Source organism: Streptomyces venezuelae, assembly GCF_008642375.1.
GTDB classification, from domain to species: Bacteria; Actinomycetota; Actinomycetes; order Streptomycetales; family Streptomycetaceae; genus Streptomyces; species Streptomyces venezuelae_G.
Genome location: NZ_CP029194.1, coordinates 2,798,315 through 2,811,440 on the forward strand (window position 1 = coordinate 2,798,315; position 13,126 = coordinate 2,811,440).

Consider the following 13,126-nt stretch of genomic DNA (forward strand, 5'->3'; position numbering starts at 1 on the left):
GCCACCGGACGACTGTTGGATTGGGGGTGAAGCTACGATCCGGGACGGATCGGCTCAGTGGTGCTCGGAGAGCGCGCCCTGGATGTAGCTGCAGGCCAGGAGGACGAAGACGTACGCCTGGACGGCCTGGATGAAGAGCTCGAAGGCGGTCATCACGAGGACCATCACGAACGAGGCGCCGGCGTAGACGAAGCCCAGGCCGTTCATGAGGTACCAGGTGGCCAGCGAGAACATCACGATCAGCAGGTGACCGGCGAACATGTTCGCGAACAGTCGCACCGCGTGCGTGAAGGGACGGATCAGCAGGTTCGAGAAGAACTCGAGGACGACGACCATCGGAAGGATCGCGCCGAGCGACTTGTCGTAGCCGACGATGTTCTTCCAGCCGCCGACGAAGCCGTGCTTCTTGAACGTCAGCGAGATCCACATGACGTAGACGATCAGCGCGAGACCGGCCGGGAAGGCGATCAGCGAGGTGACCGGGAACTGGGCGAGCGGAATGATCGACCAGAGGTTCATGATCCAGACGAAGAAGAACAGCGACACCATGAAGGGGACGTACTTCTCGCCGTCCTTCTTGCCGATGATCTCGTAGACGATGCCGCGGCGCACGAAGTCGTAACCGGCCTCGCCGACCATCTGCATCTTGCCGGGGATCAGCTTGGGCTTGGCGAAGGCGGCCCAGAAGAACCCGACGACCACGATGGAGCCGAGAATGGCGAGCAGCATCGGCTTGGTGAACTCGATGCCCCCCACCGTGGCGATGGGCTCGTACATGAACGTGTGCAGGCCCGGCGCCGGGAAGCCACATCCACTGAAGATGTGGCAATCCGGGTCGAAGGCAAGCGTCTGGTCAGCACTCACCGCGGGCTCCTTCAGCGTGGCGCATAGGTACGGCAACCTCGTTGTGTCGGCGCGGCACGCAGCCGCGGGTCGGCACTGGACTGGTCTTACGGATAAGGGGGCGGCGGTTCGGCATCGAGCCTCGCGCTGGGACAGGCGTCTCGGATGCCCGCGCCCGCAGTGCCGCAGTTGGCACCGGACGATAGCAGGAAGCCGAACGCGGCTTTATCCCGGCCCTACCCTTCACGACTTCGACCCCGTGTTTCCGGGGTCGATGTAGTTGATCTTGGCCTTCATGTACGCACGGGCCTGTGCGGCAACCCACACCACGGTCGCCGCGAGCAGCGTGAAAGCGAAGGCTTTGAAGTTGAACAGCGCGGTGTCCTTGAGCAAAGCCAGGAAGATGAAGAGCAGCAGCAACTGGGCCGTGTAGAGCATGAGCCCCATGGCCTGGAACAGATGCGGGAACGACTTCGCCGTCCGCTGCAGAACGACCTGCCCGATCCCCATGAAGAGGAGCACGACCAGGGTGCCGACGACGGCGCCGAGCGCGCCCTTGCCACCGGCGACCACAGCGCTGATGACCGTGGCGATCGCGCCGACGGCAGCGGTGGGGATGACGGTGTGCAGAAGGATGCGTGCGTCGTTGGACGGCATGGCGGTGTCTCCGCTTGCTGAAGGGGGCGATGGTGTCGTCAAGGACGAGCGTAAGCCCGGTCCGAGGTGGGTCTCGGGGCCAACAGACCGTCGCACTACGGTCTTTCGGCACTGTCGCCGGGTCTCGTGAACGGTATCACAAACTATTTGAGTAGTTCTTTACCCGTACGGTGTGCCAACTGTCACACATGAGAGTTAGTCCGCGCGTGTGTGCATGACACGAGGGCGAGTTGTCTGCTAATGGCCACCGAAGCGGCTTTCGTCAACTCGGCGTTCCGGCCTTCCGTCGATCGGTGAAACGCTCCCTGTTGCCGATGGCGGTGGCTCCGTGGAGCCCCGCGGGCACCGGAACCCGCTCTTCTGTCAGGTCGGCGCCCACACCCTCGGCCACGGGGGCCGGCTTGCGGCGGCGGTAGCGCGGCGGGACGACGGCCTGCGCCCAGCGGGGCGCACGCGGCGTGAAGCGCGGCAGCAGGAGCAGGACGAGACCGATGGCGCTGAGCACGGTGATGCCGAGGACGATCCACATCGACGCCGAGTGGACCGAGTACGCGAGTGTCCCGAAGGCGATCAGCGCCGACCAGAAGTACATGATCAGCACCGCGCGGCTGTGCGAGTGCCCGATCTCCAGGAGCCGGTGGTGCAGGTGGCCGCGGTCGGCCGCGAAGGGCGACTGGCCCTTCCACGTACGGCGCACGATCGCGAGGACCAGGTCCGCCATCGGGATCGCGATGATCGTGAGCGGCAGCACCAGCGGGATGAAGACGGGCAGGGCGGCGTGGGTGGCCTCGCGGGTCGAGCCCTCGAAGATCTTCAGCGCGTCCGGGTCGACCTGGCCGGTGATCGAGATGGCCGAGGCGGCCAGGATCAGACCGATCAGCATCGAGCCCGAGTCGCCCATGAAGATCCGCGCCGGGTGCATGTTGTGCGGCAGGAAGCCCAGGCACATGCCCATGAGGATGGCGGTGAAGAGCGTCGCGGGGGCGGCGGCCTCGATCGTGTAGCCGTACCAGAGCCGGTAGGCGTACAGGAAGAAGGCCGCGGCGGCGATGCAGACCATGCCGGCGGCGAGGCCGTCGAGACCGTCGACGAAGTTGACGGCGTTGATGGTGACGACGACCAGGGCGACCGTCAGGAGCGTGCCCTGGCCCGGGGTCAGGGAGACCACGCCGACGCCGGGGATCGGCAGCCACAGGATCGTCAGACCCTGCGCGACCATCACGCCCGCCGAGATCATCTGCGCGCCCAGCTTGATGAGCGCGTCCAGCTCGAACTTGTCGTCGAGGACGCCGATCAGCCAGATCAGCGCGGCGCCGGAGAGCAGCGCGCGCGGCTCGTTGGACAGCTCGAAGACACTGCTCAGGTTCTGCAGGTGGTCGGCGACGAGCAGACCTGTGCACAGCCCGAAGAACATGGCGATGCCACCGAGCCGCGGAGTCGGTTCTCGGTGTACGTCGCGGGCGCGGATCTCCGGCATCGCCCCGGTCGCGATGGCGAACTTCCGCACCGGACCGGTGAGCAGATAGGTCACCGCGGCCGTGACACAGAGCGTCAGCAGGTAATCACGCACGGGCTGCCCCACAGGAATCGCTGGCCATCTCAGCCCCACACCCTAGCCGTGCCGTCCATGTGCTTGGAGACACGCGGGCCACCCGAACGGTTGCGCTCGGGTCTTCCTCAGCGTCCATACGGGGGAAATCGGCCGGTCAGAGCACGTACTTCCGCCCTGACGCGGGCGGTCTCGGCGGGATCATCACGTAGCGCCGCGGTGAACAGTGCGGCAATTCTCGCCATCTCCGGGGAGCCCATGCCCTGGGTCGTGACGGCGGCCGTGCCGAGCCGGATGCCGCGCCCCTCCCCGTACGGGAGGGCGCAGATGTCGAGCACCACGCCGGCGGCGGCCAGCCGGGCCCGGGCCGTGCGGCCGTCGACGCCGAGGGGCGCGGGGTCCGCGGTGATGAGGTGGGTGTCGGTGCCGCCGGTCGTGAGCGCGAAGCCCTCGGCGGCGAGCGCGGCGGCGAGCACCCGTGCGTGTTCCACCACCTGATGGGCGTACGTGGCGAACGCCGGAGTGGACGCCTCGCCGAAGGCCACCGCCTTGGCCGCGATCGTGTGCATCTGGGCGCCGCCCTGGGTGAACGGGAACACCGCCCGGTCGATCCGGCCCGCGAGGTCGGCACCGCAAAGGATCATGCCACCGCGCGGTCCGCGCAGGACCTTGTGGGTGGTGGCACAGACGACATCGGCGTACGGGACGGGGCTGGGGGCCGCTCCCCCGGCGACGAGGCCGATGGGGTGGGCCGCGTCGGCGATCAGGTACGCGCCGACCTCGTCGGCGATCTCGCGGAAGATCCGGTAGTCGAGGTGGCGGGGGTAGGAGATGGAGCCGCAGACGATCGCCTTGGGGCGGTGGTGCCGGGCGAGGGCGGCGACCTGCTCGTAGTCGACGAGACCAGTCTCGGCGTCGACCCCGTACGGGACGAAGTCGAACCAGCGGCCGGAGAAGTTGGCGGGCGATCCGTGCGTGAGGTGCCCGCCGTGCTCCAGGCCCATGGCCAGGACCGTGTCACCGGGCCTGAGAAGCGCCGCGTACGCCGCCAGGACGGCCGAGGAGCCGGAGTGCGCCTGGACGTTCGCGTGGTCGGCTCCGAAGAGCGCGGTGGCCCGCTCCACGGCGATCCGCTCGGCGGCGTCGGCGTACTCGCAGCCGCCGTGGTGCCGGGCGCCGGGGTAGCCCTCGGCGTACTTGTTGGCGAGCGGGGAACCGAGGGCGGCGAGGACGGCGGGCGAGGCGAAGTTCTCTGCCGCGATCAGCTGCAGACTGTCGCTCTGCCGCCGCACCTCGCCGAGCAGCACGTCGGCGATCTCCGGGTCCTGCCGGCGCAGGACGTCGAGATCCTCATCGGGGGGCGCGGTGACCGGCATGCCACCAATGTAGGCACGCACCCCGAACGGCGCGCGCCGAGCTCCCGACGCGCCTGCCGTACGGGCGTCAGTCGCGCGCCGCAACGCCCGTCAGGGCCGTCACCACCGGATCCAGCGCCTGGTTGATCTCGTCGCCGATCGAGCGGAAGAAGGTGATCGGGGCGCCGTACGGGTCGTTGACCTCGTCCGCGTCCACCGAGGGGGCGAGGAGCCACCCGCGTAGAGCCGCGGCAGCGCGGACCAGGGCTCGGGCGCGTTCGACCATGCCTTCGTCGCGCGGGTCCGGGAGCGTCGCGGGGTCGATCGCGCGGACCAGGCGGGTGAACTCCTTCAGGGTGAAGGTGCGCAGGCCCGCCGAGTGGCCCATCGAGATGACCTGCGCCCGGTGGTCGCGGGTCGCCGTGAGGACGAGGTCCGCGCGGATGACGTGCTCGTCGAGGAGCTCGCGGCCCACGAAACCGCTGTAGTCCGCGCCGAAGTCCGCGAGGACCAGTTCGGCGTTGGCCTCCATGGGGGCGCCCTCGTGGCCCCAGGTGCCGGCGCTCTCCACGATCAGGCCGCCGCCGAGCGGATCGCCGAGGCGGTCGCACAGGGCATGGCGGGTCAGCCGCTCGGTGATCGGCGAGCGGCAGACGTTGCCGGTGCTGACGTGGAGGATGCGGAAGGTGCTGCTGTCGTCGAACCCCGCTATGCCACGCCCCTCAGGGGCGGTCAATGTGCCACCTCGAGGTCGGGTACGACCTTCCGGAGCTCCTCCGGGGACAGCGCGCCCTCGCGCAGCAGCACCGGCACCTTGCCCGTGACGTCGACGATGGAGGACGGGACGATGCCGGGGGTCGGGCCGCCGTCGAGGTAGACGGAGACGGAGTCGCCGAGCATCTGCTGGGCCGCGTCGCAGTCCTCGGGCGACGGGTGGCCGGTGAGGTTGGCCGAGGAGACGGCCATCGGGCCGACCTCGGTGAGCAGCTCGATCGCGACCGGGTGCAGCGGCATCCGGATGGCGACGGTGCCCCGGGTGTCGCCGAGGTCCCACTGGAGGGAGGGCTGGTGCTTGGCGACGAGGGTCAGCGCACCGGGCCAGAAGGCGTCGACGAGCTCCCAGGCGTGCTCGGAGAAGTCCGTGACCAGGCCGTGGAGGGTGTTCGGGGAGCCGATGAGCACGGGCGTGGGCATGTTGCGGCCCCGGCCCTTGGCGGCCAGCAGGTCCGCGACGGCCTCGCTGCTGAAGGCGTCCGCCCCGATCCCGTACACGGTGTCGGTGGGCAGCACGACCAGCTCGCCCCGGCGGACGGCGGACGCGGCCTCACGCAGACCGGTCACACGATCGGTGGCCTCGTTGCAGTCGTATCGCCGTGCCATCAGTTCCCGGCCTCCTCGTTCGCATGGTGCTTGGTCATGGCATTGCCTTGCGGGCGGTCGCGAAGCGCGGCCGGTTGTTCAGGTCCGGGTGGTCGGCGGCGTCGGCCCAGCCGGCCTCTTCGTTGAAGATCCACGGAACCTGTCCGCCCTGGGTGTCCGCGTGCTCGATGACGACGAGGCCACCGGGGCGCAGCAGCCGGTGGGCGGTGCGCTCGATGCCGCGGATGGTGTCGAGGCCGTCCTCGCCGGAGAAGAGGGCCATCTCCGGGTCGTGGTCGCGGGCCTCGGGTGCGACGTACTCCCACTCGGTGAGCGGGATGTACGGCGGGTTGGAGATGACCAGGTCGACCTGGCCGTCCAGCTCCGGGAGGGCGGTCAGCGCGTCGCCCTGGTGGACGGTGACGCGGGAGCCCTCGGCGTTCTTCCGGGTCCAGACGAGGGCGTCGTCGGAGAGCTCCACCGCGTGCACGCGCGAGCGCGGGACCTCCTGCGCCATGGCGAGGGCGATGGCCCCGGAGCCGGTGCAGAGGTCGACGATGAGCGGTTCGACGACGTCCATCGCGCGCACGGCGTCTATGGCCCAGCCGACGACCGACTCGGTCTCGGGGCGGGGCACGAAGACGCCGGGCCCCACCTGGAGCTCCAGGTAGCGGAAGAACGCCCGGCCGGTGATGTGCTGGAGCGGTTCCCGGGCCTCGCGGCGGGCGATCGTCTCCCAGTAGCGGGCGTCGAAGTCCGCGTCCTTGACGTTGTGCAGCTCCCCCCGCTTGACGCCGTGCACGAACGCGGCGAGCTCCTCCGCGTCGAAACGCGGTGAGGGAACGCCGGCGTCGGCCAGCCGCTGGGTGGCCTGGGCCACCTCGGCAAGCAGCAGGTTCACGCTGGTCCTCCGTGGTGCGGGGTGGGGCTTACGGAACTTACGCCACTCAGGCCGCGGCGAGCTTGGCGGCCGAGTCGGCGTCGACGCACGCCTGGATCATCGCGTCCAGGTCGCCGTCGAGCACCTGGTCGAGGTTGTACGCCTTGAAGCCGACGCGGTGGTCCGAGATGCGGTTCTCCGGGAAGTTGTACGTCCGGATCTTCTCGGAGCGGTCGACGGTGCGCACCTGGCTGCGGCGGGCGTCGGCGGCCTTGGACTCGGCCTCCTCCTGCGCGGCGGCGAGCAGCCGGGAGCGCAGGATGCGCATGGCCTGCTCCTTGTTCTGGAGCTGGCTCTTCTCGTTCTGGCAGGAGGCGACGATGCCGGTCGGCAGGTGGGTGATGCGGACGGCGGAGTCGGTGGTGTTGACCGACTGGCCGCCGGGGCCCGACGAGCGGTAGACGTCGATGCGCAGGTCGTTGGCGACGATCTCGACCTCGACCTCCTCGGCCTCGGGCGTGACGAGCACGCCGGCGGCGGAGGTGTGGATGCGGCCCTGCGACTCGGTGGCGGGCACGCGCTGCACGCGGTGGACGCCGCCCTCGTACTTGAGGCGGGCCCAGACGCCCTGGCCGGGCTCGGTGGCGCCGTTGCCGCCCTTGGTCTTCACGGCGACCTGGACGTCCTTGTAGCCGCCCAGCTCGGACTCGGTGGCGTCGATGATCTCGGTCTTCCAGCCGACGCGCTCGGCGTACCGGAGGTACATGCGGAGCAGGTCGCCGGCGAAGAGGGCGGACTCGTCGCCGCCCGCGCCCGCCTTGATCTCCAGGATGACGTCCTTGTCGTCGCTCGGGTCGCGCGGGACGAGGAGCAGGCGGAGCTTCTCGGTGAGCCCCTCCCGGTCCTTCTCCAGCTGCTTGACCTCGGCGGCGAATTCCGGGTCGTCGTGTGCCAGCTCGCGGGCGGTCTCGATGTCGTCACCGGTCTGCTTCCAGGCCCGGTAGGTGGCGACGATCGGGGTCAGCTCGGCGTAGCGCTTGTTCAGCTTGCGCGCGTTCGCCTGGTCGGCGTGGACCGAAGGGTCTGCGAGCTTCGTCTCCAGGTCGGCGTGCTCGCCGACCAGTTCCTCGACCGCCTCGAACATCGGGGGCTCCTGGGTTTTTCGTCAGTTGCTACGGGGACGGCAAAGCGCCGGTCCCGGCCACCCGCGCGGGGCGACCGTGGACCGGCGCAGGGGCTCGCTACTTGGCGGAGCCGGCCTTGCCGAAGCGGGCCTCGAAGCGGGCCACGCGGCCGCCGGTGTCGAGGATCTTCTGCTTGCCCGTGTAGAACGGGTGGCACTCGGAGCAGACCTCGGCACGGATGGTGCCCTCGGTCAGCGTGCTACGAGTGGTGAACGACGCGCCGCAGGTGCAGCTGACCTGGGTCTCGACGTACTCGGGGTGAATCTCGCGCTTCAAGGTGTCTCCTAGTTTCGGGAGGGCTCCGGGTCGCCGCCGCGGTGTTGCGGACAGCGTGAACCGGGGCCGACGTACCAGTCTGCCAGGACCGGCCGCATCTCCCCAAACCGGGGTCCGGCCGAAAGTATTCCTCGGCTGTCCGGGGGGTTACTTCACGACGCCGTCGGCCTTGCCCGTGGCGGCGTCCTTCGTCGCCGACGCGGGGATCGGCCGGTCGGTCTTCAGGGCCGTCCAGACCTGCCGGGACTGGGCCTCCAGCGGGATGACGCGGTTGGGGTCGACGGGGTCGTACTCGACCGGCAGCGTGATCATGTGGACGTTCTCGGGGCCGATGCCGGAGAGGCCCTTGGCGAAGCCCATCAACTCCTGGACCGAGTCGAGCTCGGAGTCCGGGGTGATGGCCTTGGTCGCTGCGTCGGCGAGGTCGAGGAGCTTGGCCGGGCTGGTGAAGACGCCGACGTCCTTGACCTGGTCGATGAAGGCCTTCATGAAGGCCTGCTGGAGCTGGATGCGGCCGAGGTCGCTGCCGTCGCCGACGCTCTTGCGGGTGCGGACGAGGCCGAGGGACTGCTCGCCGTCGAGAGTGTGGGTGCCCGGGCCGAGGTCGAGGTGGCTCTTGGAGTCCTTGATCGGCTGGGTGGTGGTGATCTCCACGCCGCCGAGTTCGTCGATGAGCTTCTTGAAGCCCGTGAAGTCGACCTCGATGTAGTGGTCCATGCGGATGCCGGACATCGCCTCGACGGTCTTGACGGCGCAGGCCGGGCCGCCGACCTCGTACGCGGTGTTGAACATCGCGCGCTGCTCGCCGGGGACGGGCGTGCCCTTGCCGTCGGCGCACCGCGGCCGGTCGACGAGGGTGTCGCGGGGGATGGAGACGACGCTGGCCTTCTTGTGGCCCTCGTAGACGTGGACGACCATCGCGGTGTCGGAGCGGGCGCCGCCCTCGTCCTCGCCGTAGGCGGCGTTGTCGCCGGCGCGGGAGTCGGAGCCGAGGACGAGGATGTCCATGGAGCCGTTGTCGATGTCGTCGGGGCGCTCGGTGCCGAGCTGGGCGTTGATGTCGACGCCCTTGATGTTGCCGTCGAGCTTGACGTACACGTACCCCAGACCGGCCCCGCCCAGGACGAGGACCGCGGCGGCCCCCGACAGGAGGATCGTCAGGCGGCGCCGGCTCTTGGCGGGCGGCTTGCGGCGGCGGCCGCTGCCCGCGCCGCCTATTCGGCCGCTGTTCTTCTCGGTCATCGTCTCCCCTCGGGCCCTCGGTTCACCATGTGTGACGGCGAAGCACCCAAAAGGGTTGCATACGGACCTGTGAGGTTTCGATGAGCAACGCACCGCGCCCACCGTGCGGGGCACGGTGGGCGCGGTGTTCAAGCAGGTCACGACAGGGTTACGAGACCGAGGCCTCGTTCCGGTCGCGTGACCGTCACGTGATGCAGGTCACGCGTCAGTCGTCGTTCTTGCCGCCAGGCGTCGTCTTCTGGATCTGGAGCAGGAACTCGCCGTTCGACTTCGTCTGCTTCATCTTGTCGAGAAGCAGCTCGATCGCCTGCTGCTGGTCGAGCGCGTGCAGCACACGGCGCAGCTTCCAGGTGACGGCGAGCTCGTCGGCGCCGAGCAGGATCTCTTCCTTGCGCGTACCCGAGGCATCGACGTCGACGGCCGGGAAGATGCGCTTGTCGGCGAGCTTCCGGTCGAGCTTGAGCTCCATGTTGCCGGTGCCCTTGAACTCCTCGAAGATCACCTCGTCCATGCGCGAACCGGTGTCCACCAGGGCGGTGGCGAGGATGGTCAGCGAGCCGCCGTCCTCGATGTTCCGGGCCGCACCGAAGAAGCGCTTCGGCGGGTAGAGCGCGGTCGAGTCGACACCACCGGAAAGGATGCGGCCGGAGGCCGGCGCCGCGAGGTTGTACGCGCGGCCCAGGCGGGTGATCGAGTCGAGCAGGACGACCACGTCGTGACCCAGCTCCACGAGGCGCTTGGCGCGCTCGATGGCCAGCTCGGCGACCGTGGTGTGGTCCTCGGCCGGACGGTCGAAGGTCGAGGAGATGACCTCGCCCTTGACCGACCGCTGCATGTCGGTGACCTCTTCCGGACGCTCGTCGACCAGGACGACCATCAGGTGGCACTCGGGGTTGTTGTGCGTGATCGCGTTGGCGATGGCCTGCATGATCATGGTCTTGCCGGTCTTCGGCGGGGCCACGATCAGACCGCGCTGGCCCTTGCCGATCGGCGACACGAGGTCGATGATCCGCGTGGTCAGCACGCCCGGGTCGGTCTCCAGGCGGAGCCGGTCCTGCGGGTAGAGCGGGGTCAGCTTGTTGAACTCCGGGCGGCCGCGGCCGGAGTCGGCCGCCATGCCGTTCGCGGAGTCCAGGCGGACCAGCGCGTTGAACTTCTCGCGGCGCTCGCCGTCCTTCGGCTGACGCACGGCACCGGTGACGTGGTCACCCTTGCGCAGGCCGTTCTTGCGGACCTGGGCGAGGGAGACGTACACGTCGTTCGGGCCGGGCAGGTAGCCGGAGGTCCGGATGAACGCGTAGTTGTCGAGGATGTCGAGGATGCCCGCGACGGGGATCAGGACGTCGTCGTCGGAGACCTGCGGCTCGCCGGCCTGGAAGTCGTCACGGCCACGACGGCCACGACGGTCGCGGTAGCGACCGCGACGGCCGCGACGGCCGCCCGCCTCGTCGTCGTAGTCGTCCTGCGGGCCGGCCTGCTGGCCACCCTGCTGACCCTGGCTCTGGCCCTGGCCCTGGCCCTGCTGGCCCTGGCCCTGGCCGCCCTGACGCTGGCGCTGGCCGCCCTGGCCACCGCCCTGCTGCTCGTCACCCTTGCCGCGCTCGCGCTGACGGTCACGGCGGTCACGGCGTTCGCCGCGCTCCCCGCGCTCGCCGCGGTCACGGCGGCCACGGCCCTCGGCGCCGTCGACTGCGGCCTCGGCCTGCGTGTCGGCCTTGACGTCGGTGCGGGCCTCGGTGCGCGCCTCGGCCTTGACGACCTGGGTGGCCTCGGCCTTGGCCTCGCCCTCCGGCGAACCGGCGGGGGCGGTGGCCCGACGACGACGGCGCTCACCGGCCGGCTGGTCCTCGGAGGCCGGCTGGCCCGGGATGTCGATCTGCTGCTGGGCGACGGCCTTCTCGGCCTTCTCCGCCTGGGGCGCGGCGGCCTCGGCCGCGGTCTCGCCCGTACGGGTCTTGGAGGTGGCGCGGCGCTTCGGCTTGGTCTCGACGGCCTCTGTGCCGGCCGCGGGCTTCGCGGCCTTGGCGGGCGCGGCGGATCCCCCGCCGGCCTGCGCCTCCTTGATGACCTCGATCAGCTGGCTCTTGCGCATGCGCGCGGTGCCCCTGATGCCGAGGCCGGACGCGACCTGCTGCAGCTCGGCCAGGACCATGCCCTCGAGGCCGGTGCCGGAGCGGCGGCGCCGTGCGGTGCCGCCGGTGGCAGCACCTGCGGCGGGCGCGGCGGCGTCGACACTGCTGTCGGCAGTCACGCCCATCAGATCGGTGGTGTCGCTCACGAAGGGTCCTTCCCTGGAGCGGACGTCGGCCATCTGGCTCGGCGACCGGTTGTGCTGTCCGGACAGGGTCCTGGCTTGTGGACCGTGTCCGGGGCGGTGGTCCCGCCGGGTACGGCGGAGAGAAACGTGCTGTGGGTCCGGCCCGAGGCCCCCTGCTCGGCCCTCACCGGAAAAAGCGAGGGGTGTCGCGCCGGTTCCGGAGCGTGCTCAAAACTGCTCAGGCAGGCTGCTCAGGCAGTTGAGGAGGCTCCCGGAAGAATGGTGGTCCCTGATGGGGACACTCCGCACCGCTCCACAAAGAGGTCGGGTGCAGACTTGAGGTTAACACTACCGGCTCCAACAAACATTCCCCCTCTCCCTCACCGGCAATCTCTTGTCCGGCTGTCATCCGCAGCACCGCGTCACCGGAGCACTGCGTTGCCCGGAGCATCGCGGGGGACGCTGCCCGGCGCCCCCGCCGCGGCGCCTAGGGCGCCAGCGGCAGCACGCTCGCTCCGGACGCGTCGAGGTCGAGCCGGTTCGCGGCCCAGCCCTCGCCCGCCAGCAGGGCGACCTTGTCGGCCGTCCCGTGTTCGGCCAGCGCGAGCACCGTGGGGCCCGCACCGGAGATGACCGCGGGGACGCCGTCCGCGCGCAGTCGGTTCACAAGGGCGATGCTCTCCGGCATCGCGGGGGCCCGGTACTCCTGGTGCAGCCGGTCCTCGGTGGCCGCGAGCAGCAGCTCGGGGCGACGGGTCAGGGCCTCGACGAGGAGAGCCGCGCGCCCGGCGTTGGCCGCGGCGTCCACATGCGGGACGGTGCGCGGCAGAAGTCCGCGGGCGGTCTCGGTCAGTACGGGCTTTCCGGGAACGAAAACCACCGGAACGATGGAATCCGAGGGATCCATCCTGATCGCCCGCGCGGCGCCGGCCTCGGTCCAGGCGAGCGTGAAGCCGCCGAGCAGACAGGCGGCGACGTTGTCGGGGTGGCCCTCGATCTCGGTGGCCAGTTCGAGCAGGGCCGCCTCGTCGAGCTTGGCGTCCCCCCCTATGGTGACGGCGCGGGCGGCGACGATGCCGGCGCAGATGGCGGCGGAGGAGGAGCCGAGGCCGCGGCCGTGCGGGATGCGGTTGGCGCAGACGACCTCGAGGCCGCGCGGCTGCCCGCCGAGCAGGTCGAAGGCCGTACGCAGGGAACGTACGAGCAGGTGGCTCTCGTCGCGCGGGAGGGTCTCCGCGCCTTCTCCGGCGATGTCGACGTGCAGCCCGGCGTCGGCGACACGGACGACGACGTCGTCGTAGAGGCCCAGCGACAGGCCGAAGGCATCGAAGCCCGGGCCGAGATTGGCGCTGGTGGCGGGGACGCGCACCCGTACGGCGGCGGCGCGGAACGCTGGACCGGCCATCGCTCGATGACTCTCCTTGATTGCGACAACGGTGTTTCAGACAGCGGGTGTTGCGGACTGCAGGTGTTTCGGACAGCGGGTGTTGCGGACTGCTGGGGTTACTGCAGGTGTTTCGGACA

At 70.0% G+C, this 13,126-nt stretch carries 12 protein-coding genes; all 12 read right to left on the reverse strand.

Annotated elements, in window-relative coordinates:
• Positions 1 to 54: 54 nt before the first annotated feature.
• A complete protein-coding gene (gene atpB / locus DEJ46_RS12325) occupies positions 55 to 864 on the reverse strand; it encodes a F0F1 ATP synthase subunit A (RefSeq protein WP_150266036.1) in 810 nt (269 codons plus the stop codon).
• A gap of 222 nt (positions 865 to 1,086) precedes the next feature.
• Positions 1,087 to 1,500 (reverse strand): hypothetical protein, encoded by a 414-nt coding sequence (locus DEJ46_RS12330; protein WP_150266038.1) that lies wholly within the window; start codon positions 1,498 to 1,500, stop codon positions 1,087 to 1,089.
• 262 nt (positions 1,501 to 1,762) lie between these two features.
• Positions 1,763 to 3,070, reverse strand: a complete 1,308-nt coding sequence (locus DEJ46_RS12335) for an MraY family glycosyltransferase (RefSeq protein WP_150266040.1) — start codon at positions 3,068 to 3,070, stop codon at positions 1,763 to 1,765.
• 107 nt (positions 3,071 to 3,177) lie between these two features.
• Positions 3,178 to 4,425, reverse strand: coding sequence for a serine hydroxymethyltransferase (glyA, locus tag DEJ46_RS12340; protein ID WP_150266042.1), 1,248 nt, complete (start codon positions 4,423 to 4,425; stop codon positions 3,178 to 3,180).
• Between the two features lie 67 nt (positions 4,426 to 4,492).
• Entirely contained in the window at positions 4,493 to 5,140 is a 648-nt protein-coding gene (locus DEJ46_RS12345; RefSeq protein WP_150266044.1) for a protein-tyrosine-phosphatase, read from the reverse strand.
• The gene (locus DEJ46_RS12350; RefSeq protein WP_024761921.1) at positions 5,137 to 5,784 is read right to left on the reverse strand and encodes an L-threonylcarbamoyladenylate synthase; all 648 of its coding nucleotides are present in this window, start codon (positions 5,782 to 5,784) and stop codon (positions 5,137 to 5,139) included. Before DEJ46_RS12350 ends, DEJ46_RS12345 begins: the two co-directional genes overlap by 4 nt.
• Before the next feature lie 34 nt (positions 5,785 to 5,818).
• Positions 5,819 to 6,664 (reverse strand): peptide chain release factor N(5)-glutamine methyltransferase, encoded by an 846-nt coding sequence (gene prmC, locus DEJ46_RS12355; protein WP_150266046.1) that lies wholly within the window; start codon positions 6,662 to 6,664, stop codon positions 5,819 to 5,821.
• 46 nt (positions 6,665 to 6,710) lie between these two features.
• The gene (gene prfA / locus DEJ46_RS12360; protein ID WP_150266048.1) at positions 6,711 to 7,787 is read right to left on the reverse strand and encodes a peptide chain release factor 1; all 1,077 of its coding nucleotides are present in this window, start codon (positions 7,785 to 7,787) and stop codon (positions 6,711 to 6,713) included.
• Positions 7,788 to 7,884: 97 nt separating this feature from the next.
• Positions 7,885 to 8,103, reverse strand: a complete 219-nt coding sequence (gene rpmE / locus DEJ46_RS12365) for a 50S ribosomal protein L31 (RefSeq protein ID WP_030321069.1) — start codon at positions 8,101 to 8,103, stop codon at positions 7,885 to 7,887.
• A 147-nt stretch (positions 8,104 to 8,250) separates the two neighbouring features.
• Positions 8,251 to 9,345 (reverse strand): LCP family protein, encoded by a 1,095-nt coding sequence (locus DEJ46_RS12370; protein WP_150266050.1) that lies wholly within the window; start codon positions 9,343 to 9,345, stop codon positions 8,251 to 8,253.
• A 205-nt stretch (positions 9,346 to 9,550) separates the two neighbouring features.
• Positions 9,551 to 11,623, reverse strand: a complete 2,073-nt coding sequence (gene rho, locus DEJ46_RS12375; RefSeq protein ID WP_411757746.1) for a transcription termination factor Rho — start codon at positions 11,621 to 11,623, stop codon at positions 9,551 to 9,553.
• A 466-nt stretch (positions 11,624 to 12,089) separates the two neighbouring features.
• On the reverse strand, positions 12,090 to 13,007 hold the full coding sequence (gene thrB, locus DEJ46_RS12380; protein ID WP_150266054.1) for a homoserine kinase: 918 nt from the start codon (positions 13,005 to 13,007) through the stop codon (positions 12,090 to 12,092).
• Positions 13,008 to 13,126: the final 119 nt, after the last annotated feature.